Genomic DNA, 23628 nt, shown 5'->3' with positions numbered 1-23628 from the left:
CAATGAACTGGTTAACACGATTTAGTTTAAAAAATCCAGTAGCAATATTCATCTTTTCATTTTTACTCATTGTTGGTGGAGTCTTCTCGTTCACGAATTTAAAAGTGGACCTACTCCCAAATGTTGAGTTTCCACAACTGACCGTTCAAACCGTTTATCCAGGAGCATCTCCTGAAGATGTGAACGAGCAAGTAACAGACAAACTAGAAACTCAACTGAAGCAAGTAGAGGATGTAAAAACCGTTAAGAGTTCTTCAAACGAAAGTATATCTATCATTAGTATGGATTTCCCTTTCACCGCAAATATGGATGAAGTAGAAGATCAAGTCAAATCCATCATTTCAGAAACGGATCTCCCTGAAGATGTAGAACCAGAGGTAAGTCGTTTCTCATTTGGAACCATTCCTATCTACAATATTTCTCTATTCCCTGAAAAAGAAGGAGAAAACATTCAAGCATTCGTTAATGACGAATTGGTTCCAGAACTTAAAAAGATTCAAGGTGTCAACAACGTATCTGTAGGCGGTGTTAAAGAAACATTCGTCTCGATCACACTTGATAAAGAAAAAGCAAAAGAAGCCGGCATCACCTTAAACGCCGTTAAAGAGGCGATTAACAGCCGTGACCTTTCATTCCCTGCTGGTACCGTAACCGATGACTCGATTACAGTCCCAGTTCGTGTTGAAGAAGTGGTCGATACGGTTGCTGAGCTTAAGAAGATTACAATTTCCTCAAGTCAAGGCGCACCTGCTCAGTCTCCAGGTGGAGCTGGCGGAGGAGCACCTGGTGAAGCAGGTCAACCAGGAGCTGGAGGCGGTGCTCCAGGCGGACAAAGCGCACCTGGTGGAGCACAAGCACCTCAAGCACCAGCAAGCTTAAAGCTTGGTGATCTTGCTGAAGTTAAGGAAACAGATGATGTTAGTGAGATTACAAGATATAACCAAAAAGCTTCACTTTCTATGGCCGTAACAAAGAAACAAGATGCAAATACGGTCGAGGTCGCTGACAAAGTGCTAGAAGTCCTGAACAAAAATAAATATGATGATAAGTTAGATTATGCTGTTGGTTTCGGCCAGGCGGAAGGTATTAAAGATTCTGTAAACACACTTGTTAAAGAAGGATTGTTTGGAGCATTATTCGCTTCATTAGCAGTACTTATATTCCTTCGAAACTTTAGAGCAACAATCATTGCGATCATCTCGATCCCGCTTTCACTGCTCGTGTCAGCTATCTTCCTAGACCGCCTTGATATCACATTAAATATTATGACACTCGGCGGAATGGCAGTTGCCGTCGGACGCGTTGTAGATGATAGTATCGTGGTTATCGAGAATATCTTTAGAAGAATCCGTAAAACGGATGGTGATTACGACCGTGATGAGCTGATCATTGACTCTACACGCGAAATCTTAAAAGCAATCGTATCTTCTACGATTACAACCGTTGTAGTATTCTTGCCGCTTGGTCTTGTCGGTGGTATTACAGGTGAGTTCTTCTTACCGTTTGCTTTAACCGTTGTATTTGCATTATTAGCATCACTGATCGTTGCTGTTACAATCGTACCTATATTAGCAAAATATGCATTTAAAACCGTTAAACCAGAAAAGAACGATGGTCCATTGCAACGTGGTTATGAAAAACTGATCAAAGCCTCATTGAACCATAAAATTCTAGTTCTTTTCACTTCATTCATTCTTTTAGGCGGATCTTTCTTCCTTGCAACAAAGCTTGGAATGGTGTTCCTGCCGAATGAAGAACAAAAAACATTAACGATTAACGTTGAATTACCTGCAAGTACAAATGTAACAAAGACGAACGAAGTGTCTTTAGAAGTTGAAGAGTACCTCTCTAAGCGCGGTACGATTGAAGATGTAACAGCTGGTATCGGTTCTCGTGATTTCCAAACCGGTCTTAAGCGTCAAAATGTTGCCAACTATTTTGTTAACCTCAAAAAAGAAGCAAACATTGATACAGAATTAAAAGAGCTAGAAAAAGATATTAAAGAAATTACAGACGAAAAAGCAGAAGGAACCGTAATCAGCTTGCAGGAAGTTTCAAGCGGCGGGCCTCCAGCTAATAACGAAGTCAATATTGATCTATATTCAAACAACTTAGAAGATCTGCAGAAAGCAGCAAGTGAAGTTGAAGAGTACATGAAGACGATTGATTCGATCAAATATGTATCAAACAACTTTAAAGATACACAAAAACAATGGGCTGTTGACATTGATACCGAAAAAGCAGCTGAAAAAGGCGTATCAGGCTTCGCTATTCTAGGAGCAGTCTCAGATGTAACAAAACCTGTTGAGGTAGGAGAACTTACATTAGACGGCGATCAAAAGAATGTGAAAGTCGAATATGACGAAGCAGTTAAATCTCTTGATGAGATTAAGGATCTAACTGTATTTGGTTCATCCGGTCCGGTTAAAATCTCAGACGTTGCCGAAGTAACTGAGAAAGACACAGTAACTGGAATCCAAAAGCTTGATGGTAAGATTTATGCACAAGTCTCTGCACAAGTAAAAGGAGACAACGTTCAAAAAGTAACACAAGACGTTATTAAAGGCGTTGAAGATAATGTAGACCTTCCTTCATCTGTATCTACAGAAGGTGGCGGAGGAAGCGAAGAAACGATGGATACGTTCAAAGATCTTGGCCTTGCGATGCTAGTTGCGATCGGTCTCGTTTACTTAACGATGTTGATCACATTTGGTCGAGCACGCATTCCGTTCATCATCCTTTCTTCCCTCATATTCGTTCCTGTTGGAGCAATCGGAGGATTATACTTGATCGACGAACCATTATCTGTGAGTGCGATGATCGGAATACTCATGCTGATCGGTATCGTTACGACGAATGCGATCGTATTGGTAGACCGCATCGGACAAAACCGTGAGATTAAAGGTATGCCAGTTCGCGAGGCGCTATTAGAAGCTGGTAAAACTCGTTTACGTCCGATATTAATGACAGCATTTGCGACAATTGCAGCATTAATTCCACTTGCATTAACAACGTCGTCAGGAACACTGATCTCTAAAGGATTAGCGATCGTTGTAATTGGTGGTCTAACGACTTCTACACTATTAACATTGATCATCGTACCTGTTCTTTATGAGTTATTCTTTAGAAGACAGGCGAAGCGTGAAAAAGCTAAATTAAATTCCTAAACAAAAAGAGTACAGCCCGGGTTTTACTTCCGGCTGTACTCTTTTTTGCTTTATGTAAGAGCTGCAAAATAATATTTGGCATCCCACTGAGCTTGTACAAAAAATTCGTAAGCCATATAGCACTTGTATACAGCATATATACCGAACAGTGCAACGATCCCCATGAGTTCCCTCTTTTTTTTCGCAACCTTTTTATACAAGATATACCCTATCATTCCAATAAAGAGCAGATATAAAATATAGATAATTAAGGAGAATTTTTGTACGCTCATCTCATTAACGGCTTCCCTAAATTGATCTAGCTCTCTTTGATTATTTTTATTCTCTTTAAGCTCACTCTGTTTTTTGCCGTCACCTATACTCCAAGTCAATGTTTCACCATCTGCTTTTATGCTGTAGTGAAAGTCCCCTGCCTTTTTCTCAGCAACTATCTGTGGTGAAGCAAAAACACAAGTTTGGGACAGATTTAAAAGAAAAACAATCATGACAAAAAGTTTAAATGAAATTCGCAATCAAACTCCCTCCCATTTGTAGTCCGCTTCCCTTTATTATCTCCGTGACCTCTATACCTCACATTAGTCGGCCTATTATAGTTTAAAGAATTACCCTTCTTTATTCTAAAGCACTACATACTTTTCCATCATTTTGCACATCGGGACTATAGACCTTGTTTCGGCCACTCTACTTATGGGAAATATATCAGCAATCATCTCGTACAGGAGGCTTCAGATTATGAAACAAATCTGCTCTCAAAAAGTAATCGTTACCGCTAAATATACAGTGAGTAAAGCCATTGAGATTATGCATTCTGCTAAGAGACTTAACAGCCAGCTATTTTTAAGTAAAGATGGTATTACCATTCATGCTACAGGATTATCACAGCTCGTAGCATTCTTTTTAACGTTAAAAGAAGGAGATTCTTTTCTTTATATCGTTGAAGGCGCTGATGCTGAGTCAGCGATGAGTCTGATCTTACCTCCAGAGCAACCTTCTTAATTTCTACAACCCTACCTTTGCCTTCATCTTCTTCTTAAATATCATGGGTAGACCGACAAGGACAAATAAAAGAGTAGTGCCGATCCAAACAACTTTTTTGCTTCCAGACGTCATGGAGGTACCTAAGTACGTGTAAGCAATTGTTCCAGGAATGATTCCTATTGCTGTAGCGATCGCATAGTCTCTAAACTTTACCTTTGTTAAAGAAGTTAAATAACTAACGAGATCGAAATTCAATACCGGAAGCAACCTTAACAATAGAACAAATCGAATGCCTTCTCTTTCAATCTTGTTGCGTACTTTTTCGTAGTTTTCGTTTTTCCATTGTTTATTTTTCTTAAAACGGCCAAGGCGGTTGATCGCGAAATACGTTAGGAGTCCTCCTCCTAGCGATCCGAGATATGTATACAGACATCCCCAATAAAAACCAAACGACAAACCGCTTGTTATGGCAAATATGGAAGATGGAAATAACACAAAAGGCCTCACTGTATAAAGGACAACAAAGATAAAAGGTGCGATCCATCCCCACTGTACGATCCAATTTCTAAATTCTTCAGGACTAAATCCCTTATAATTCTTTTGCAGCCAGAGAAATAAAATGATTAAGCCAGCAACCAATAACGTAAGATATAGCCACTTTTTTGTAGGTTTCATGTTTCCTCCATGTGAAAGTTTCATTTAGTAAGCATTTTTCCTTCTTATGCACATATCCATACATAGTGTGATTGGCAAAGGAGGTCATCTATTATGATTGTAAAAGCTACTCGGCCTATTTATGCAGAGCGTGCTGCTAAACTTGTTGAACTAACAGGCAGTTTTACAGAATCTATCTATTTGCAAAAAGGAGACCGAACAGCTGACGGAAAAAGCTTTCTCGGTATCATCGCGTTGTCTATCTATCCAGAGGATTTTGTTGAAATTATTTGCGATCCACCTAATACTGAGCTAAAAGAAAAGATACTTTCATCCGGACTTTTTGCAAGCTGTAAATCTTAATCTAATTGCTCTTATTATTATCTTATTACACCGAACTCCTCTTTGGCTATTTCTTCCTGACTTATAAACTGTAAATGGCCAACTGAGTGAGTTAGAGACAACTAAAACACTTATTTTGTGGTGACGTGATCTTCGCACCTCAATAGGATGCATGCTTTTTCGCGTACACATGATTAGGATGATTATGTAATAAAATAAAGGCTTTGCATGAAATTCAACCCCATGCGAAGCCTTATTTTTCCTGTTTAAGAAAACTCGTGAAGAAAATGGCTTTTTATAATTCGTTCAACGTTGCATTTAGAGAGTTAATTCTTGTTTGAAGTGGTATTTTCGCTTCATTTAGCATCTTTTTGTAAATTTCCAATATCTTAGTACTGTACGTTGTGCCCGGTATGGCCCATTTGCCGTTCAGCTGCGCCCAAGTCACAGCACTGCCTCTTTGGACATATTGAAACCTAGGATCAACAAGAGGATATTGTGAAGGTAGAGGCTTTGTAGACGTATAAGCAAACAAGTGCTGGATGTGTGCTAGAACGCCTTCTTGAGGCGTCTTAAACACAGCCGGTTCGTTCTTACCTGTTGCACCGATTCCTGCATAGTTATTCTGAGAAGCCTTGACGTTACCTTCAAACCGGAAGTACCCTGTTTCTTGAATAGCCTGAGCGAATGCTACATCCCCTCTGATTCCGTACACTTGTCCGATCTGAACATAAAGAGCAGCTACAGATGGCGCGTTCGGATTGACTTTCTTTACAAACCGATCCATCTCTTCTGCAGATAACATCGATGAGCCTTGTATCGTTAGGCCCTTCGGAGGCTCTGGATTTGGTTTTGGTGGTTCCTCGACTAGGGGCGGCTCATTTGTATTTTTCTCTATCACATAAGCATCTGCTACACCCTCTGAACGAATCTTTTTAGCGAAATTTTCTGCATATTCTCTTTTCTGAAAAGCTCCAGCTTGAACTCTGTAATAGGTTTTGCTTCCGCTTTTTATTTCATCAATAAAGGCAGTTATGTTTTGTTTAGCCAGGAGTGAAACCCGAGCAACAGCATTCTCTTTTTGTTCGAACGCACCTGCGATCACATTGAAGATTTGTGTTTGTGTGATCTGTATCTGTTTTTTTGGAAGAGAAAGACCTTGTGCGATTCCTTTTGCAACTGCTATAGACACGTCATTTTGAAAATCTTCTCTTTGTAAAAGAGCTAAATTTTTCTCATTATCCATGAAAAGTACTTCTAATAAGACAGCAGACTTTTTCGTTTCACGAAGCACGTGAAAATCAGCCTGTTTTTGCCCTCTGTCTCGCACACCGTACTTACTCATTACAGCCGCGACTGATTCATGCAAAACACCTTGTATCCTTTTCGTTTCAACACCTGCACGCAGATGCACATAGCTTTCGAAGCCTTCTCCTCCACCAATGTTTTGGTGGATGGACACAAACAGCTCTGCATTCTTGCTGTTTGCTACATTCGTTCTTTCTTCTAATGATACAGTTGTATCACCCGTTCGAGTCATGATGACCGTCACTTCATAGTTGTTTTGAAGATTAGCTTGTATCTTTTTGGCGATTGCCAGATTATATACTTTCTCAAAATGCTCTTTGTTTACCGCTCCTGGATCATTACCTCCATGGCCCGGGTCAATGATTATGACTTTCAAATTGTCACCTTCTTATTTGTCCGTTAGAAGCGCTTTTTAACAATGAAAATGGCGCTTACTTCTATTAAAAAGGATTTGGCGGTATACTAAAAGAGCCATATGACTATTTTTATAAAATTGGATATTTGACTAAGGTGGGTAACAGAATGGAAGCTGCTTTATTTGGAAGTGTTTTATCTGCATTAGCAACCGGTTTTGGTGCACTACCTGTTCTTTTCTGGTCTCAGGTAACACACCGGTTCCGCGACATACTGCTTGCTCTTACCGCAGGTATCATGGTCGCTGCTTCAACCTTCAGCTTGATTCCTCAAGCTCTTGAACTATCAAACTTAACGGTACTTACGATCGGTATTACACTCGGTACTTTAACACTCTTACTTTTAGAAAGGTTCGTCCCGCACGTTGATCTTGACCATTCGAAGATTTTTAAGGGCATCGATGCTAAAGCGTTTCTTGTTATTGCTGCAATCACGTTGCACAACCTGCCTGAAGGTCTTTCTGTTGGGGTCAGTTATGCTAGTGAGAATACCGGCCTTGGCGGTTTGATCGCATTTGCGATCGGACTTCAAAACGCACCAGAGGGTCTGTTAGTAGCCCTTTTTCTCATTCATCAAAATATGAATCGATTTAAGGCTTTCCTTATTGCCACATTAACGGGTGCTGTTGAAATCGTTACGGCTTTGCTTGGGTATGTGCTCACTTCTTATGTAGAGAATCTTGTCCCTTATGGCCTTTCCTTTGCAGCCGGTGCCATGCTTTTTATCGTCTACAAAGAACTCATTCCTGAAAGCCATGGTGATGGTCACGCTCGATCCGCTACATTATCATTTATTGCCGGGCTCTTGATCATGATTTACTTAACGCAAATCTTTGGATAATAAACAGCAAAAACTATCTTCAGCGTTAGTTTTTGCTGTTTTTTTTGCGTCTATATTTCTTATGTGTCTATGCGTATTCAACGTCCATAATGTCAGTCAATTTTAAGATATGCATCCTTTTCTCGTCATCGAGCACCCTTAACTCTTTTTTATATTCGTCTATATAATGCACATGGCCTAAAAGCACGAGCGCCCTGCCTTTTTCAAAATACGTAAACTTTAGCCCTTGGTTCTCTTCCATCGCAACACAGATTGTCTCATTGAATTCTTCGTACTTTTGTTCATCTAATTCTGGCTTTCTTCCATAGTCCAGACCGTCCTGATGCTCTCTTAACATTTTCACATGCTCCGGCAGCATCATCGCTGTCCACTTAATCGTTCCTCTGTCACGAATCACCGTTCTTCCGCCCCCTTATGCCTTATGTCCACCTAAAAGTCGGCTTCTGTATAATGCTGTTCCTCCTTTTGTGTAAGAAACAGCCCGCAGAAGAGAGTTGGAGCCGTATTTTTGCCGAATATCATCCATAACATAGCCGATCTTTCTTTTTTTTGGATGGTCTAGAGAAAACAAAGTAAGCTGTGTTTCTGTATCTTCACAGACGTTAGAAAGAGCGATTGAAATCTTACGCACCGTCTCTCCCCGATAAAAGGTTTGCAGAAGCTCTAGACACACTTCATAAAGCTCCATCGTAATGTTAGATGGCTGGTCTATCGATTTAGAACGATGAAAGCCGCCGCCACCCTCATCTTTGCTGTATCCTAATCCAAAGCTGATCGTCCGCCCTGCTTTTCTTGCTCTTCTCGCACGTCTTGCCACTTCTTCACACATTTCCAAAATGACATGTTTGATCTCCGTTATATCCGTATAATCCCGAAGTAAAATCTGGCTTTTTCCGTAGCTGACCTGGCCTTGCATGATGGGCGCACCGATTTCAGACAGATCGATGCCCCATGCATGATGATAGAGTTGATTCCCCATGATCCCGAATTTTTTCTCTAAAAGTTCGAGCGGATAATGCGCGAGGTCACCGACTGTTACAATCCCCATCCTGTTTAAAGTCCGCTCTACTCTTGATCCGATTCCCCACATCTGGCTTAATGGGGATAGAGGCCATAGCTTCTGTTCTACATCTTCATACCCCCACTGCGCCACTCCTTTTTTCTTCGCTTCAAGATCGAGACAAAGCTTTGACATGAGCATGTTCGGGCCAATTCCGATCGCACACGGCAATCCAAATTCTCGCCAGATATCACGTCGAATTCTCTCAGCAAGTTCTTGTGCGCTTCCCCACAACCTTTCTGTTCCGTCAGCTTGAAGAAAACTTTCATCCACGCTATATGTGTGGATTGACTCTGGTGGAACATATCGGTGCAGCATCTTCGTGATCTCCATCGATCTTTCTAGGAAATAAGCCATCTGCGCATTTACAACGATAATGTTTTTATTCTTTGGAATCTCAAACAGCCGGTTGCCTGTGCGAATACCAAAATCAGCCTTTAGTCTCGGTGATGCTGCAAGCACAACACTTCCCTGTCTCTCCGTATCCCCTACTACTGCCAAATGACATGTCAGCGGATTTAACCCTAAGCGAACAGCAGCACAGCTTGCATAAAAACTTTTCATATCCATACATAAGATGGTGCGCTTAGGCATTTCATCATAGTTCATTCGACATACCCCTTTCATCAATTAGCGAACATCTGTTCTTTATATGTATACCCATTTTAACCGAATATATGTTCTTATAACAATGGTAATTTTTTCAGCAAATTTTGCAGATTGACGTTTTCGAGCCAAAAGTCTAGGATTTATAAGGAAAGTCAGGTGAAGAAATGAACCGCAGATTGATAAGAAAAATGATCAAACGATCGTTGAAGGATTATTTATGGGAAGAAGAAAATTGTACATTAACAGATGAAGAATGGAGAAATCTCGAAGAAGAAGTATTGCGCCAGATAAATGAGGAAGGTCAAAATGAGGCAATTTACAGCATCATTCAGGACGTTGTGTATGCCTATTTTACAAATAAATAAGCAGGTTCCGTCTTTTGAAGAGGAAACCTGCTTATTTTTGATGCTGGTGTGAGAGGTTTGGACTGTAATCGATGAGGTTTTAAGTGGCAATCCACGAGTTTCGGGCTGTAATCCACGAGTTTCGAGCTCCAATCCACGAGTTTTGGACTTCAATCCACAAGCTTTGAGCTCCAATCCACGAGTTTTGAGCCCTAATCCACGAGTTTTGAGCCCCAATCCACGAGTTTCGAGCTCCAATCCACGAGTTCCATCATCAGCTCCAAAAGTCTTATAACTCTCCATTTTGTTTACATAATAAAATTATTGTAACTTACTTTTGTCGAAACGATTTTCCACCTAGTGTTTCAATCAATTTTGGCATGACTTGATACATCGTACTTCCAACGTTCATCCACCATGGCAGGTTGATCTCACGAACGGGACGCTCCATCGCTTTAACAATTTTGTCTGAGACATGCGAAGGCTGGAGCATCAGTTTTTGAACGTTTTTAACGTAATTGCCAGACTGATCAGCAAGTGTAAAGAAGTTGGTCGCGATTGGTCCTGGGTTGATGGTGGTCACGTCTACCCCTTTGTGTGCGACTTCCAAACGCAACCCGTTTGAGAATCCTAACACAGCATGTTTCGTTGCTGCGTACACGCTGGATTTTGGCGTTGAGATCTTACCGGCCTGAGAAGCAATATTCACGATATGACCACTTCCTCTTTGAAGCATATGAGGCAGAACAGCTCTCGTACAAGCCATCAGCCCAAGAACGTTCGTTGAAAACATTCCTTCGATATTTTTCCATGGCGAATCCACAAACTCTTCAAAAATGCCGTAACCCGCGTTATTCACTAAAATATGTATGTTTTGATGTTCACTAAGGATCGTTGAAAAAACTTCCTCAACGCTGTCTGTGTTCGAAACATCTAAAATATAATAAGGCGCTGTTACATTCGTAGCTTTTAAGATCGCTTCCTGTACCACTTTTAGCTGATCTTCTCTTCTTGCAGTAAGGATGGGCGTTGCTCCTTTTTTAGCCACATCCATAGCAAGGTGAGCGCCGAGTCCTCCTGATGCTCCTGTTATCAAGACCACTTTATTTTGTAATGTACTCATCTTCTAACTCCTGTTCTGCGATAATGTGATATCTTGTTCTCTTCCTCTACTCGCACTCTTCCTTCTGATTGAAGCAGATCGAGGTGTCCTACAACTTCAGATACTACTAATCCGAGTTGCTTTTCATATAATTTTGGAAATAGACGTCGACACAGTTCAAAAACGGTTAACGGCTCATCGCTCAACAGATGTTCAAGCGCTTTTGCACGCTCGGTATGATCGTGTAAGCGTTTTGTGATCAACTGTGCTGCATTCGTAAAAGGCTCGCCGTGTCCAGGGTATACTGTTTTTAAGTTCAGCGTGTATAGGTATTGCAATGTCTCTCGGTATTGAAGCAAGGTTCTTGGCCGCTCCGTTTCGTTCAAAGCCGGGGGTTCTAATAGGGCATTAGACGAAATATGAGGCAACAGCACATCCCCGCCGATTAAGATACCGTCTTCTTCATGATAGAGAGAAAGATGGTCTGGGGCATGTCCGGGCGTCTTTAAAAAGATGAATCCCTCGTGACCAGGCACTTCATCACCAGGTAAAGGCAGGGTGTCTGGAACAAACGCGCTTGAGAACGTACGATACTTTCGCAGCTTTAAAAGTTCTATTCTTCCAAGAGTATCTGGCACTCCAAAAGAATGATAGAGATCGGTATAAAACGTTTCTCCCTGTTCAATAAATTCACGGTCGCCACTAACATAAGGAACGGCTTCTCTAAGCATGAGGGTCGGAACACCACTCTCTTGGATCTCTTTTGATAGACCCGCATGATCAGGGTGGTAGTGCGTGCAGATATAATAATCTAAATCTTTAAAAGTGAGCCCATGATCCTTAAGGATAGAGAGAAGCTGTTGTCTGCTTTCTTCGGTTTTTGCTCCGGAATCAACAAGCGTAACCGCATCACTTTTTAGGAGGACACAGTTTACAGGACCTACATCAAATGGTGTAGGAAGCGTAATCGGGATAATTGCTGTTTTTTGAGTCATCTTTTCCTCCAAATAAAATAACTAGTTGACATACATATAGAAATCATAGCATAATGTTTTTTAAAATATAAAAGAAATGCCAATTATGGCCAATAAATAAATGCGTTGAAAGGGATTAGTACGTAATCTCCTCCGTTTAGAGAGTGGAATCCATAGGCTGCAAGATTTCACCGTAAAGGAATTACTGAACCTGCCCTGGAGCAGTCTGGAGAAATCTGGCGCAGTTCTGCGATAAAGACATCTTGAGCGGGCAAGCAATCATGCCAACAAAGGTGGTACCACGGATCACTCCCATCCGTCCTTTATATTTAGGACTGGGAGTTTTTTTATACTCAAAATTCTGGGAGGGATCACCCGTGGGAACAGAAAAAATAACGTTTATTGGTGCCGGATCGATGGCTGAGGCCATTATGGAAGGATTGATCAAAAAAGAGAAATGGCAAGCTGATTTGATCACGATAAAAAACCGAAGCAATACACAACGTGTAAACGAGCTACAACTTAAGTACGGTGTAGTACCCGCTTCAACGATAGAAGAAGCGATCACTGGTGCAGAGATTATTATTCTTGCGGTAAAACCAAAGGATGCGCACAATGCGGTTAACACCATCAAGCCGTTTGTTAAGAGTCATCAGCTGATCATTTCTGTTATGGCTGGCATATCCACTGAAACGCTAACAAATTGGCTTCATCTTAACAACCCTGTAATGAGAGCGATGCCAAACACCTCCGCATCGATCGGATATTCTGCCACTGCACTCTCCTCTGGGATCTATGCAGAGCCATTTCATATTGAAAAATCTCTCGAGCTGTTTGAGACGATCGGAACGGTTACTCTTGTCCCTGAAGAAAAACTTCATATCGTTACAGGCCTCTCTGGAAGTGGTCCAGCGTATGTTTACTATATCGCTGAAGCCATGCAAAAAGCGGCTGAAGAATTAAATCTTTCTGAAGAAGAAGCAAAGACTTTAATCTCTCAAACGCTTTTAGGTGCATCTCTTATGCTTAAACAAACAACAGATTCGCCAATCGAGCTTAGAAGAAAAGTAACCAGTCCTGGCGGCACGACTGAGGCAGGAATCGGTAAACTGGACCAACACGGAGTCCAAGACGCATTTTTAGCTTGCATCAAAAAAGCAGTGCAACGATCAGAGGAATTAGGAAGAATGAACTGATTTGTTAACGGGCTGTCTCTTGAAAGGAAATACCCTTAAATACACCGTTCGGCGTTAACGTAATCGTTATGATGACTCCTTTTTCTGAAGCACCTTTCCTGATCCACAGCTTAAATCTTTCGACAATATCTTCATTTTGAGCAGTCGTTCGTCCAACATATAAATAATCTACGATATCATAATCGGGGTAGCGTTTCCCTGTTTCGAAAACAGCGAGTCTGCCCCATTTTGCATAAGCAGGTTCTTGTACCCTTGGACTTTCTGCAGAGACCGTAAACGGAAGTGAACTACACACTAGAAAACTGGCCATGATCCAGCAGAATAACTTAAGAGAAATCTTCATCATACCAACTCCTTTTCGTTATTTTGCACCAATTCTCTAGTTTTCTCTGCAGAAATTGACGATTAGAAAAAATTGACAAGCCCTTTACTTACTCTTTATCATCTAAGTAGAAGCTAGAGCTAGATTTAGGGAGGGATTTGTGTGACCGAAGTTGAAATTTCCCAAAGATACCTTGAATTGCGCGTTCAGTTTGAAAAGTTTACGAAACGATCTCTTACTGACAAAGAGCTTGTTTTTATCCACTGGCTGACAGAAAAAGGAGCCACTGTGGAAGAACACAACAGAGAAGAAAAAAAGAAGCGTTCTAGACGCAGAAAATAACTCACCCTTCCTCTTCAAACAGGAAGGGTTTCTTTCATTCTGTCGTATGTTGGCCTATGGAGCCTTTCATTTTATCTCCGATTTCATTTACCTTATACTGTCTATATCTTTTTTTATGAAGGGAGCTTACATTCTTGACCTATATATTTGCTCACAGAGGATCTAGCAAGGATTGTCCTGAAAATACGATGGCTGCATTCAAAAAAGCATTTAAAGATGGCGCTGATGGGATCGAGCTCGATGTACAGCTTTCTAAAGATGGTATACCCGTCATCATCCATGATGAGAAGATAGATCGAACGACTAATGGAAAAGGTTATGTTGTTGATAACACTTATGATGAATTATCACAATTAGATGCGGGCAGCTGGTTTTCAAAAAAATTCAATAAAGAATCCATTCCTTCTCTTCAACAATTTTTAGAATGGATAACACCACTCCCCATGTTGCTTAATATCGAATTAAAAAACAATATCGTAGAATACAACGGTCTCGAGGAAAAGGTACTTCAATTGTTGCATCACTATGGGATGATGGATCGAACTGTGATCTCGTCATTCAATCATTATAGTTTAGTCAAAATCAGAAGATTGAACAATTATGTACAGACGGCTCCTCTATACTCTTCTGGATTGTTTGAGCCGTGGGGGTATGTGAAAGCCGTTTGTTCACAAAGTGCGCATCCGAACTATAAATCTCTTCACCCTTACATCATGAAAGGCTTTAAAAGAAATAATATTCCTGTTCGTCCCTATACGGTTAACAGTCAGAAATGGATGAAGTATTTTTTTGAGTGGGGTGCAGAAGCGATCATAACTGACTATCCGATCTTGGCAAGAGAACTGTTGAACAGCCTTCCACCACATTCCAAGAGCAGATTTCTTCAAAAATAGTGATCAAACGTTTTACAATGAGAAAGAAAAGTTATGATGCTAAAAAAGCTTGTTCTCAAAGAAAAAGGAGATGTTTCATATTCAACCTTTATTGTTTCAACCATTGACCATCCGTGACGTAACGTTAAAGAATCGGATCGTCATGTCACCTATGTGCATGTACTCTTGTTATGAACAAGATGGGATTGTGACCCCTTGGCATGTGACTCATTACACGTCTAGAGCAACGGGTCAGACCGGGCTGATCATGACCGAAGCAGCAGCGGTAAGCCCTCAAGGAAGAATAAGTGCTGAAGACTTAGGAATCTGGGATGACAGCCATGTAGAAGGTCTGTCTCAACTTGTTTCGTCTATTCAGGAAAACGGCTCAAAAGCGGCGATTCAAATCGCCCATGCAGGACGCAAGGCTATGATAGACGGACCGATCATCGCCCCCTCTGCTATCGCGTTTTCTGAAAAAATGAAGACACCAGAAGAAATGTCACTTCAGCAGATCGAAGAGACAGTTAATCAATTTCGAAGCGCAGCAAAAAGAGCGAAAACTGCAGGATTTGATGTAATTGAGATTCATGGAGCGCATGGATATTTGATCAATGAGTTCCTCTCCCCTCTGTCTAACAGAAGAAATGATTCTTATGGAGGCAGCCAAGAAAATCGCTACCGATTCTTACAAGAGATCATTGCTGCTGTCAGATTAGAATGGCAAGGCCCACTGTTTGTTCGTATTTCAGCGAATGATTATCACCCAGAAGGAAATACACCAGAAGATTTTGTAACCTATTCGAAGTGGATGAAAGAAGACGGGGTCGATCTTATCGACTGTAGTTCAGGAGCTGTTGTACCAGCGAAGATTCCGACTTTCCCTGGTTATCAAGTTTCTTTTGCAGACAAGATTAAAAACGAAGCTGAAATCGCAACAGCAGCTGTTGGCTTGATCACAACAGGCAGACAGGCGGAAGAAATCTTACAAAACAAGCGAGCTGACCTTATTTTTATCGGCCGAGAGTTTTTGAAAGATCCGTATTGGCCGCGATCAGCTGCACAAGATCTTGGAACAGAGATCGAAAGTCCAAAACAATATGAACGTGGTTGGTAAGAACGATGATAGAAAGCTGGCTCTTTAAAGAGCCAGCTTTTTCTATTCATATGACACATTCCTTTTGAAAAAGTAGTTCAGCCCCTTATACAGTAAAACACAAATTAAGAGCCAGGTTCCTCCAGCCGCGAAACCACCTAGAACATCTGTAGGATAATGAACTCCTAAATACACTCTGCTAAAACCGACTGATCCAATAAAAAGAATCGTAACGCCATATATAAATTTACGATATCTGTACAAAAACGAATAGTTTTGTACGAGAAGATAAGAAAGCAGACCAAAAAAAGCGATGGAGATCATTGCATGTCCGCTAGGAAAGCTATAACCCGTGATCTCAATAACTCGGTCGTACATTGGTCTATCCCTCTCAAACCATTCTTTGAACCATTGATTTTCAAACCGAATTCCGATGAGACAAACGCCTAACACGAACGGTTCTATCCATTTTCTTTCACCGATCAACCAGATTACAGCAAAAAAGAAAAAGATGGCGAATTGATAAGGTCTAGAAGCGATGTTCGTCAAAAACGTAAAGCTATCATTTAAAGCAGGTTGATGGATAACAGACACATTTTTCATCGCCCAAACATCAAGAACTTCTACTCTTGATTGTTCGTAGATAGATGCAAACAGAATAAAAAGCCCAAGGCAAAGAGCAGTTAACATCACTGTTCTCATCACGCTATTTTTAAATCTCATGAAATGATCAGCTCCTGTTACTTTTTTCCCTTTTTTATGATGCCTTCTCCATGCTTTCTTTCGATCGATGATAATACATCGTGAAGCAGAGCATCTTTTTCGTTCTTTTCGACAGAGAACAGATCAAGCTGATAAGTCGCTTGTTCTTTCTCCACTACTTCTGTAGCAGTTATGCCCAATAAACGAACAGGTTCCTGATTCCAATGTCTGCGAAAGAGTTCGACCGCTGTTTTTTGGATATCTATTGCATGCTGTGTTCCGTTTGCGAGCATCTTGCTTCTCGTGATCGTTTTCCGATCGCTGTAGCGAATGGTGATCGCAAGCGTTAGCGCTACATACCCTTTTGTTTTAAGCCGAGACGATACTTTTTCCGCGAGCTTTTTAAAAACAGGCTCTGTTTCCTTAACAGAGATAAGGTCTTCACTCAATGTCGTAGAACTGCCGATCGACCGATAATCACTTGCCGCACTAGGATCAACTGGACGCGTATCGATACCGTTTGCTCGTTCTTTCATCTTTATACCATTGATGCCAAAACGATGCTTTAGTTCATAATCTACGGCATCTGCGAGATCTTTTATTGTCATGATGCCGTATTTATTTAACTTTTCTTCGGTCTTCTTACCGATTCCGTGCATTTCTCCTACTTTCAGCGGCCATAACTTTTCACTGAGATCTCTCTTTCTAAGTACAGTGATTCCGAGCGGTTTCTTCATATCTGAAGCTGTTTTAGCTAAAAATTTATTCGGACCGATGCCGATAGATGATGGCAAGTTCAGCTCATTCAACAGTCTGGATTGAATCTCCTTTGCCAATTCAAGTGGTTCTTGGCAGTCTGTTACATCCATGTAGCCTTCATCGATGGAAACAGGCTCTACCTTTTCTGTATATTCCTGCAGAAGCTGAAACATGCGTGATGAATACATTTTGTATGTTTCAAAGTTTGGTGGAACAACCACAAGATTTGGACAAAGTTTTCTAGCTTGCCAAAGAGGCATCGTTGTTCTTACGCCTTTTTCCCTCGCTTCATAACTACAAGTTACGATGATTCCTTTTCGTTCTTCTACATTACCGGCTACCGCAACGGGCTTTCCTCGAAGATCAGGGTTTTCAGCCATTTCGACTGAAGCATAGAAGCTGTTCATGTCCACATGAAATATGATTCTTCTTTTAGACCCAGGAGACTGATACACATGAACACTCCCTTTATCAAAACTTATCTATTAGTATATGTTAGAACAGCGTTTAAAAACAAAAGGAACGACGGTCTATGCAAAAGAAAAAGACAAGGTATCTACCTTGTCTTGTGAAGCCGTTTTCCAGTATCCTCTACCCATTCAACAAATTCTTCACCATGAAAATGTTTGTTTAAATCTTTATGTAATTGAACCAGATCTCGATAGAAGTCCTTTTTACTTTCATCTTCCATCCATTTTTGAAGAAAGCCATAGATTTGGCAGTTAAAGCTCGTGGACTCTTTATGTTTTACCAATCCTTCATCTGTTAAATAAACATAAGATATTCGGCGGTCATCATTCTTTTTCTCTAGTCTCACATAGCCTTTATCTTTTAGTCGTTTGATCACTTGCATCACTGTAGATACATCCCACAATCCGTAATAAGCGATCTTAGAGATCGTAATGTCTTGTTCTAGTGAAACGATCCATAAAATATGTTGTTCCGCTTGAGTTAACCCAATGGCTTTTGCAGCTTTCTGCCAATCTTCTTCTAAAACTTTATACACGCCACGCATATAATTTACCATCATATGCATGTCAGATAGTTGACTCATCCCATTTCCTCCCCCGAAATAAGATTCTTTTAAATTACCAATATTTTCATTTACATGATAAAAATATCTTACATAAATCATAAAGTGACTGTCAACTTTTTGCGACATTTTGTTCTAAAGAGCAACAAAAACAGGCAACAAGGCCTATTAAACAATAAAAACTTGGCGAAAATCCGCCAAGTTTCGTCATTTTTCTTATTCGCCTGCTGTTATTCCGATGACTGCAAGTACCATTTCTGCCGTCTTCGTCAATTCCTCAATCGGCATTCTTTCATTCGTTGTGTGGATCTCTTCATACCCTACAGCTAGATTTACGGTTGGAATACCGTGACCCGCGATAATGTTCGCATCACTTCCACCACCACTGTGAAGAAGTCTATGAGGGCGTCCGATCTTCTCAGCTGCTTTTTTAGCAACTTCTACAACATGATCACCTTCACCAAATTTGAATCCAGGATACATTACTTCGATTTCAACTTCTGCACGTCCGCCTAATTCTGCAGCAGCTGATTCATACGCTTCTTTCATTTTTGCTGTTTGAACTTCCATTTTCTCGTTGATTAATGAACGAGCTTCAGCTAGTACGAAAACAGTGTCACAAACGATATTCGTTTGCTCTCCTGTACCTCCACCATGAAAATGGCCGATGTTTGCTGTCGTTTCTTCATCAATTCTGCCAAGTGGCATGCGAGCGATCGCTTTAGCTGCAATCGTGATAGCTGAAACGCCTTTTTCAGGAGCAACACCTGCATGTGCCGATTTTCCATAGATCTTCGCTCGAACTTTAGCCTGTGTAGGAGCAGCTACAATAATATCTCCAACTGGACCATCACTGTCTAGGGCAAAACCGTATTTAGCTGTGATTTTTGACGCATCCATTGCCTTTGCACCAACCAAGCCAGATTCCTCTCCTACCGTAATGATAAATTGAATATCACCGTGAGAGATATTCTCTTCTTTTAGCACTTTAATCGCTTCAAACATCGCAGCAAGACCTGCTTTGTCATCCGCTCCAAGAATCGTAGTTCCATCTGTTACTACATATCCATCTTTTATTGAAGGTTTGATCCCGTTACCAGGAGTAACTGTATCCATATGAGAAGTGAAATAGATCGTGTCAACGCCTTCTTTATTTCCTTTTAACGTACAGATTAAATTTCCTGCTGCGTGCTCTGTCGTTGATTCAGCATCATCTTCATAGACTTCAACACCAAGCTCTTCAAATTTCTTTTTAAGAACGATTGATATCTCTTTCTCGTGTCTAGTCTCAGAGTCAATTTGAACAAGCTCTAAAAATTCGTTTAACAAACGGTCTGCATTTACCATTTATGTATCCCTCGCTTTTTATAGTGGTATGTTTCCATGCTTTTTGTAAGGTCTGTCTTCACTCTTGTTGCGCAGCATGTCAAGCGCCTGAATACACTTGATTCTCGTATCTCTCGGATCAATAACATCATCTACCATCCCGTTTGCTGCAGCGATATAAGGGTTAGCGAACTTCGTACGATACTCTTCGATCTTCGCGGCCCTCGTCGCTTCAGGATCTTCGCTTCGTTCGATCTCTTTTGCGAAGATGATATTCGCAGCTCCTTGTGGCCCCATAACAGCGATCTCAGCATTCGGCCATGCAAATACTAGATCTGCTCCGATAGATTTACTGTTTAAAGCTACATATGCACCGCCATATGCTTTTCGAAGAATGATTGTTATCTTTGGAACAGTTGCTTCTGAGTACGCATAAAGAATCTTTGCTCCATGACGGATAATGCCGCCATGCTCTTGTTTTACCCCTGGAAAGAATCCTGTTACATCCTCAAACGTGATGATTGGAATATTGAAAGAGTCACATAAACGGATAAAACGCGATGCTTTATCTGAAGAATCAATGTCTAGTCCTCCAGCCATGACTTTTGGCTGATTACATACTAATCCTATCACTTCACCCTTAATCCTGGCAAAACCTACAACTATATTTCTTGCAAATTGAGCATGAACTTCCATGAATGAGTCCTTATCCACCACTTCTTGGATAACCGTTCTTACATCATAGGGCCTGGTTGAATCAAATGGGATGATCTCTGTTAGTTCAGGGCGATCGTCCTCTTCATCCCCCCAAGGTAAGACTGGCGTTCTCTCTTTATTATTCTGCGGAAGGTAAGAGATTAAACGTCTAACATCTTCTAACACTTCTGATTCAGATGGTGCTGTAAAATGTGCGTTCCCACTCTTCGACCCATGAACTTCAGCGCCGCCTAAATCTTCAGAGGAAATCTTTTCACCGGTAACAGTCTCGATCACTTTTGGTCCTGTGATAAACATCTGACTGGTCTTTTCCACCATAAACACAAAATCAGTGATCGCTGGGGAATACACCGCTCCTCCTGCACAAGGTCCCATAATAACGGATATTTGTGGAATCACGCCTGAATAGATGCTGTTTCGATAAAAGATATGGCCATAGCCATCAAGCGACATGACACCTTCTTGTATACGCGCACCTCCTGAATCGTTCAACCCGATAAAAGGAGTTCCGTTCTTTGCCGCAAGATCCATAACTGCAGCAATCTTTTTCGCGTGCATCTCTCCAAGAGCGCCGCCAAATACCGTAAAATCTTGAGCGAACAGATAAATAGGACGGCCATGAATCTTTCCGTATCCCGTCACTACACCTTCTCCTGGTGCCTTCATCCCGGATAGACCAAAGTCATGTGAGCGGTGCTCCATGAAAGGATTCAATTCAACAAACGTACCTTCATCTAGTAAAAGATCGATGCGTTCCCGTGCCGTTAACTTTCCGCGTTCATGCTGCTTATCGATACGGTCATCACCGCCGCCTAATTCAATCTCTGTTTTCTTTTCATAAAGCTCATTAATCTTGTCATAGATGTCCATTATTTTGCTTCCTCCTTACTTTTCGTCTTCTCACAAAGCTCAAACAAAACCTTATGTGTAGAAGAAGGATGCATGAAGGCAACTGACGCCCCACCTGCGCCAGGAACAGCAGCGTCATGAATCATCTTAATCCCGTTTGATTTCATCTCATCAATGCGGTCTTGTATGTTTGTAACGCCAAGAGCAACGTGATGTACACCTTGCCCCCGCTTTTCAATAAACTGAGCGATAGGGCTGTCTAAAGTTAAGGCTTCAAGCAGTTCTAACCTCGTCTCTCCGATCTTTATAAAAGCTACTTTCACTTTTTGTGAAGGAACTTCCTCGATCGCTTCAAGTGTTAATCCTAGAACATTCACATAAAACGGGAGCGCTTCATCTAAAGATTTTACAGCGATTCCAATATGATCAATCCGTTCTGGCGCTACTCCTGAAAACACCTCTTCTGTAATCCCATCACGTTCATATACCGCTTGTTCGATAAATTTGGCTGTTTCGATCGTCGGAGTTCCTGGCGTGAAAACTTTTTGTATGCCTTTGGACTCTAAGAAGGGAATGTCTTCCCATGGAATTACCCCACCACCGACAACGATAATATCATCTGCTCCTTTTTCATGAAGAAGTCTCATCACTTCTGGAAAAAGTTCGTTATGTGCGCCTGACAAACAAGATAAACCGATCGCATCCACGTCTTCTTGGACAGCGGCAGCAGCTATTTGTTCTGGTGTTTGTCTTAACCCCGTATAAATGACTTCCATTCCATAATCTCTTAGTGCTTGAGAAACAACAAGAGCTCCTCGGTCATGTCCGTCGAGTCCTGGTTTTGCAATTAAAACACGAATTGTTTTCTTCATCGTTTCTCCACTCCTCTCTATTTTTAGACGCCTGTGTACTCTCCAAATTCTTCTCGAAGCACACCGCATATTTCTCCGATCGTACAATATGATTTCACGCACTCAACGATGATCGGCATTAAGTTATCATCACTTTTAGCTGCAGCACGTAACGAATCCAACTGAGCGCTCACTCGGTTTTGATCTCTCTTTGCTTTCAGTGTTTGCAGCTTTTCTTTCTGTTTCTCTCCTAAAGTTGGATCAACTCTTAATAGTTCTGGCTGAGGTTCATTTTCAATACTAAATTTATTCATGCCGACGATGATTTCTTGGCCATTCTCGATCTTTTTTTGTGTTTCATAGGACGTATGGTGGATCTCTCGCTGCATGTATCCTTGTTCAACCGCTGCAACCGCGCCACCCATCTGATTGATCTTTTCAATATATTCGTTTGCTTTTCGTTCCAGCTCATCTGTTAAATGTTCGACGTAATAAGAACCCGCAAGTGGATCAACCGTATCTGCCACACCTGTCTCATGAGCTAAGATCTGCTGAGTACGAAGGGCGATTCGAGCCGAGTCTTCTGTAGGAAGAGCAAGTGCTTCATCTCTTGAGTTCGTATGAAGGCTCTGCGTTCCTCCTAGGACGGCTGATAGTGCTTGCGTTGTAACACGTACGATATTGTTATCCGGTTGCTGCGCAGTTAGGGTCGAGCCACCTGTTTGGGTATGAAAACGAAGCTGCCATGACTTCGGATTCTTAGCGCCATAATGTTCTCTCATTAGCTTAGCCCACATTCTACGAGCTGCTCTGAACTTCGCAACTTCCTCAAAGAACTGGTTATGAGCGTTGAAGAAAAAAGCTAACCGCGGAGCAAAATCATCAATCTTCAACCCGGATTCTATCGCAGCATCCACATATGCGAGCCCATTTGCAATCGTAAAAGCAAGTTCTTGTGCGGCATTCGCCCCAGCTTCTCGAATGTGATAACCAGAGATGCTGATCGTATTCCACTTTGGCACAAATTCCTGACAATAGCCGAAGATATCTGTAATCAATCGCATTGAAGGCTTTGGAGGGAAAATATATGTACCACGAGCGATGTATTCTTTTAAAATATCATTCTGTATCGTTCCTGAGAGCTTTTCTGGACCTACTCCCTGCTTCTCAGCAACAGCGATATACATAGCGAGCAGGACAGAGGCCGGTGCGTTGATCGTCATCGAAGTACTTACCTTATCGAGCGGAATGTCTTTTAAAAGTGCTTCCATGTCTTCGATGGAGTCTATCGCTACCCCCACTTTTCCTACTTCCCCTCGGGACATTGAGTGATCAGAGTCATACCCGATCTGTGTAGGAAGGTCGAATGCTACAGAAAGCCCGGTTTGCCCTTGATCAAGTAGATAGCGAAAACGTTTATTCGTTTCTTCAGCAGAACCAAACCCTGCGTATTGTCTCATCGTCCAGAACCTTGCACGATACATCGTAGATTGAGAACCACGCGTGTATGGATACTCTCCTGGAAGCCCTAGTGATTCCATCGGATAATGCTCTTCCTCTGTACCATACAGCCTTTCAACCTCTATATCAGATGAAGTATGAAACCTCTCTTTTCGTTCGGGAAATCTATTCATTGATTGTTCGGTCTTTTCTTGCCACTCTTTTATACGCTGTTGTTTGTCCATTAGAAGCCTCCTGTTTAACAAAGAAAAATAGTCTCAACATAACATCTTTCGTTTTGTAAGCGCTTTTTCCTGCTTGATAGCGCAAA

Annotated in this window: 24 protein-coding genes and 1 other annotated feature; of the genes, 9 read left to right on the top strand and 15 right to left on the bottom strand. The window is 41.4% G+C overall.

Translation table 11 applies throughout. The features are described 5' to 3' along the window. The first annotated feature begins 2 nt into the window (after positions 1–2). Positions 3–3167 carry an efflux RND transporter permease subunit gene (locus IHV12_RS16445; RefSeq protein WP_197130857.1) on the top strand — a complete coding sequence of 1055 codons (3165 nt, stop codon included), beginning with the start codon at positions 3–5 and terminating at the stop codon, positions 3165–3167. Between the two features lie 50 nt (positions 3168–3217). On the opposite strand, the gene IHV12_RS16440 is transcribed toward IHV12_RS16445, so the two are convergent. Next, on the bottom strand, positions 3218–3652 hold the full coding sequence (locus IHV12_RS16440; protein ID WP_197191517.1) for a hypothetical protein: 435 nt from the start codon (positions 3650–3652) through the stop codon (positions 3218–3220). 247 nt (positions 3653–3899) lie between these two features. On the opposite strand from IHV12_RS16440, the gene IHV12_RS16435 reads away from it, so the two are divergent. Continuing rightward, complete coding sequence (locus IHV12_RS16435) at positions 3900–4163, top strand: hypothetical protein (protein ID WP_197130862.1); 264 nt, start codon at positions 3900–3902, stop codon at positions 4161–4163. 3 nt (positions 4164–4166) lie between these two features. Here IHV12_RS16435 and IHV12_RS16430 read toward each other — a convergent pair whose 3' ends face one another. Then, the gene (locus tag IHV12_RS16430) at positions 4167–4820 is read right to left on the bottom strand and encodes a TVP38/TMEM64 family protein (protein WP_197130869.1); all 654 of its coding nucleotides are present in this window, start codon (positions 4818–4820) and stop codon (positions 4167–4169) included. 93 nt (positions 4821–4913) lie between these two features. Here IHV12_RS16430 and IHV12_RS16425 point away from each other — a divergent pair, with 93 nt between their 5' ends. Beyond that, positions 4914–5162, top strand: a complete 249-nt coding sequence (locus IHV12_RS16425; RefSeq protein ID WP_197130872.1) for an HPr family phosphocarrier protein — start codon at positions 4914–4916, stop codon at positions 5160–5162. Positions 5163–5436: 274 nt separating this feature from the next. On the opposite strand, the gene IHV12_RS16420 is transcribed toward IHV12_RS16425, so the two are convergent. Continuing rightward, positions 5437–6825, bottom strand: coding sequence for an N-acetylmuramoyl-L-alanine amidase (locus IHV12_RS16420; RefSeq protein WP_197191516.1), 1389 nt, complete (start codon positions 6823–6825; stop codon positions 5437–5439). A 146-nt stretch (positions 6826–6971) separates the two neighbouring features. On the opposite strand from IHV12_RS16420, the gene IHV12_RS16415 reads away from it, so the two are divergent. Next, entirely contained in the window at positions 6972–7703 is a 732-nt protein-coding gene (locus IHV12_RS16415) for a ZIP family metal transporter (protein WP_137788969.1), read from the top strand. A gap of 67 nt (positions 7704–7770) precedes the next feature. Here IHV12_RS16415 and IHV12_RS16410 read toward each other — a convergent pair whose 3' ends face one another. Both IHV12_RS16410 and IHV12_RS16405 read right to left on the bottom strand, forming a co-directional pair. Next, positions 7771–8100: a YolD-like family protein gene (locus IHV12_RS16410; RefSeq protein ID WP_197191515.1), complete on the bottom strand. Its 330-nt coding sequence runs from the start codon at positions 8098–8100 to the stop codon at positions 7771–7773. A 15-nt stretch (positions 8101–8115) separates the two neighbouring features. Continuing rightward, positions 8116–9372: a DNA polymerase thumb domain-containing protein gene (locus tag IHV12_RS16405; protein ID WP_137788967.1), complete on the bottom strand. Its 1257-nt coding sequence runs from the start codon at positions 9370–9372 to the stop codon at positions 8116–8118. A gap of 164 nt (positions 9373–9536) precedes the next feature. Between IHV12_RS16405 and IHV12_RS16400 the strand changes: the two genes are divergently transcribed. Continuing rightward, positions 9537–9737: a YqzH family protein gene (locus IHV12_RS16400; RefSeq protein ID WP_197130881.1), complete on the top strand. Its 201-nt coding sequence runs from the start codon at positions 9537–9539 to the stop codon at positions 9735–9737. 310 nt (positions 9738–10047) lie between these two features. Here the strand turns inward: IHV12_RS16400 and IHV12_RS16395 are convergent, their stop codons facing one another. Next, on the bottom strand, positions 10048–10839 hold the full coding sequence (locus IHV12_RS16395) for an SDR family NAD(P)-dependent oxidoreductase (RefSeq protein WP_197130883.1): 792 nt from the start codon (positions 10837–10839) through the stop codon (positions 10048–10050). Then, positions 10836–11813: an MBL fold metallo-hydrolase gene (locus tag IHV12_RS16390; RefSeq protein WP_197191514.1), complete on the bottom strand. Its 978-nt coding sequence runs from the start codon at positions 11811–11813 to the stop codon at positions 10836–10838. The genes IHV12_RS16395 and IHV12_RS16390 overlap by 4 nt, the downstream gene beginning before the upstream one ends. A gap of 96 nt (positions 11814–11909) precedes the next feature. Next, positions 11910–12119 (top strand) — a binding site (T-box leader). 50 nt (positions 12120–12169) lie between these two features. Here IHV12_RS16390 and proC point away from each other — a divergent pair. Next, complete coding sequence (proC, locus tag IHV12_RS16385; protein ID WP_197130889.1) at positions 12170–12988, top strand: pyrroline-5-carboxylate reductase; 819 nt, start codon at positions 12170–12172, stop codon at positions 12986–12988. Positions 12989–12992: 4 nt separating this feature from the next. Here the strand turns inward: proC and IHV12_RS16380 are convergent, their stop codons facing one another. Beyond that, positions 12993–13334, bottom strand: a complete 342-nt coding sequence (locus tag IHV12_RS16380; protein ID WP_231620777.1) for a DUF3889 domain-containing protein — start codon at positions 13332–13334, stop codon at positions 12993–12995. A 138-nt stretch (positions 13335–13472) separates the two neighbouring features. Between IHV12_RS16380 and IHV12_RS16375 the strand changes: the two genes are divergently transcribed. The 3 genes from IHV12_RS16375 (at position 13473) to namA (ending at position 15641) form a co-directional block, all read left to right on the top strand. Beyond that, entirely contained in the window at positions 13473–13652 is a 180-nt protein-coding gene (locus tag IHV12_RS16375) for a hypothetical protein (protein WP_144699210.1), read from the top strand. Between the two features lie 134 nt (positions 13653–13786). Continuing rightward, positions 13787–14545 carry a glycerophosphodiester phosphodiesterase gene (locus tag IHV12_RS16370; protein ID WP_197191513.1) on the top strand — a complete coding sequence of 253 codons (759 nt, stop codon included), beginning with the start codon at positions 13787–13789 and terminating at the stop codon, positions 14543–14545. A gap of 70 nt (positions 14546–14615) precedes the next feature. Further along, a complete protein-coding gene (namA, locus tag IHV12_RS16365; protein WP_231618297.1) occupies positions 14616–15641 on the top strand; it encodes an NADPH dehydrogenase NamA in 1026 nt (341 codons plus the stop codon). A gap of 42 nt (positions 15642–15683) precedes the next feature. On the opposite strand, the gene IHV12_RS16360 is transcribed toward namA, so the two are convergent. The 7 genes from IHV12_RS16360 to IHV12_RS16330 form a co-directional block, all read right to left on the bottom strand. Beyond that, on the bottom strand, positions 15684–16343 hold the full coding sequence (locus IHV12_RS16360) for a phosphatase PAP2 family protein (protein WP_197130900.1): 660 nt from the start codon (positions 16341–16343) through the stop codon (positions 15684–15686). Between the two features lie 17 nt (positions 16344–16360). Beyond that, positions 16361–17536 carry a DNA polymerase IV gene (locus IHV12_RS16355; protein WP_370568823.1) on the bottom strand — a complete coding sequence of 392 codons (1176 nt, stop codon included), beginning with the start codon at positions 17534–17536 and terminating at the stop codon, positions 16361–16363. Positions 17537–17637: 101 nt separating this feature from the next. Next, positions 17638–18135 carry a MarR family transcriptional regulator gene (locus tag IHV12_RS16350; RefSeq protein WP_197130903.1) on the bottom strand — a complete coding sequence of 166 codons (498 nt, stop codon included), beginning with the start codon at positions 18133–18135 and terminating at the stop codon, positions 17638–17640. Positions 18136–18330: 195 nt separating this feature from the next. Continuing rightward, entirely contained in the window at positions 18331–19461 is a 1131-nt protein-coding gene (locus tag IHV12_RS16345) for a M20/M25/M40 family metallo-hydrolase (RefSeq protein WP_197130906.1), read from the bottom strand. Positions 19462–19479: 18 nt separating this feature from the next. Then, on the bottom strand, positions 19480–21027 hold the full coding sequence (locus tag IHV12_RS16340; protein WP_144699201.1) for an acyl-CoA carboxylase subunit beta: 1548 nt from the start codon (positions 21025–21027) through the stop codon (positions 19480–19482). Then, a complete protein-coding gene (mce, locus tag IHV12_RS16335; protein WP_197191512.1) occupies positions 21027–21878 on the bottom strand; it encodes a methylmalonyl-CoA epimerase in 852 nt (283 codons plus the stop codon). Before mce ends, IHV12_RS16340 begins: the two co-directional genes overlap by 1 nt. Before the next feature lie 23 nt (positions 21879–21901). Continuing rightward, positions 21902–23542, bottom strand: a complete 1641-nt coding sequence (locus IHV12_RS16330) for an acyl-CoA mutase large subunit family protein (RefSeq protein WP_197191511.1) — start codon at positions 23540–23542, stop codon at positions 21902–21904. Between the last annotated feature and the right edge of the window lie 86 nt (positions 23543–23628).

The sequence above is a fragment of the Fictibacillus sp. 7GRE50 genome (assembly GCF_015903875.1).
Taxonomy (GTDB): Bacteria; Bacillota; Bacilli; order Bacillales; family Fictibacillaceae; genus Fictibacillus; species Fictibacillus phosphorivorans.
The sequence above is the reverse complement of the archived record's forward strand: the minus strand, read 5'-3'. Positions and strand labels throughout refer to the sequence as shown.

Bases quoted from the DNA above. Each gene is read 5' to 3' on its own strand.
- IHV12_RS16435 (WP_197130862.1), top strand. From the start codon at position 3,900: ATGAAACAAATCTGCTCTCAAAAAGTAATCGTTACCGCTAAATATACA.
- IHV12_RS16440 (WP_197191517.1), bottom strand. From the start codon at position 3,652: ATGATTGTTTTTCTTTTAAATCTGTCCCAAACTTGTGTTTTTGCTTCA.
- IHV12_RS16425 (WP_197130872.1), top strand. From the start codon at position 4,914: ATGATTGTAAAAGCTACTCGGCCTATTTATGCAGAGCGTGCTGCTAAA.
- IHV12_RS16380 (WP_231620777.1), bottom strand. From the start codon at position 13,334: ATGATGAAGATTTCTCTTAAGTTATTCTGCTGGATCATGGCCAGTTTT.
- IHV12_RS16330 (WP_197191511.1), bottom strand. From the start codon at position 23,542: ATGGACAAACAACAGCGTATAAAAGAGTGGCAAGAAAAGACCGAACAA.
- IHV12_RS16445 (WP_197130857.1), top strand. From the start codon at position 3: ATGAACTGGTTAACACGATTTAGTTTAAAAAATCCAGTAGCAATATTC.
- IHV12_RS16415 (WP_137788969.1), top strand. From the start codon at position 6,972: ATGGAAGCTGCTTTATTTGGAAGTGTTTTATCTGCATTAGCAACCGGT.
- mce (WP_197191512.1), bottom strand. From the start codon at position 21,878: ATGAAGAAAACAATTCGTGTTTTAATTGCAAAACCAGGACTCGACGGA.
- IHV12_RS16350 (WP_197130903.1), bottom strand. From the start codon at position 18,135: ATGAGTCAACTATCTGACATGCATATGATGGTAAATTATATGCGTGGC.
- namA (WP_231618297.1), top strand. From the start codon at position 14,616: ATGTTTCATATTCAACCTTTATTGTTTCAACCATTGACCATCCGTGAC.
- IHV12_RS16345 (WP_197130906.1), bottom strand. From the start codon at position 19,461: ATGGTAAATGCAGACCGTTTGTTAAACGAATTTTTAGAGCTTGTTCAA.
- IHV12_RS16360 (WP_197130900.1), bottom strand. From the start codon at position 16,343: ATGAGATTTAAAAATAGCGTGATGAGAACAGTGATGTTAACTGCTCTT.
- IHV12_RS16405 (WP_137788967.1), bottom strand. From the start codon at position 9,372: ATGAACTATGATGAAATGCCTAAGCGCACCATCTTATGTATGGATATG.
- IHV12_RS16430 (WP_197130869.1), bottom strand. From the start codon at position 4,820: ATGAAACCTACAAAAAAGTGGCTATATCTTACGTTATTGGTTGCTGGC.
- IHV12_RS16390 (WP_197191514.1), bottom strand. From the start codon at position 11,813: ATGACTCAAAAAACAGCAATTATCCCGATTACGCTTCCTACACCATTT.
- IHV12_RS16395 (WP_197130883.1), bottom strand. From the start codon at position 10,839: ATGAGTACATTACAAAATAAAGTGGTCTTGATAACAGGAGCATCAGGA.
- IHV12_RS16400 (WP_197130881.1), top strand. From the start codon at position 9,537: ATGAACCGCAGATTGATAAGAAAAATGATCAAACGATCGTTGAAGGAT.
- IHV12_RS16340 (WP_144699201.1), bottom strand. From the start codon at position 21,027: ATGGACATCTATGACAAGATTAATGAGCTTTATGAAAAGAAAACAGAG.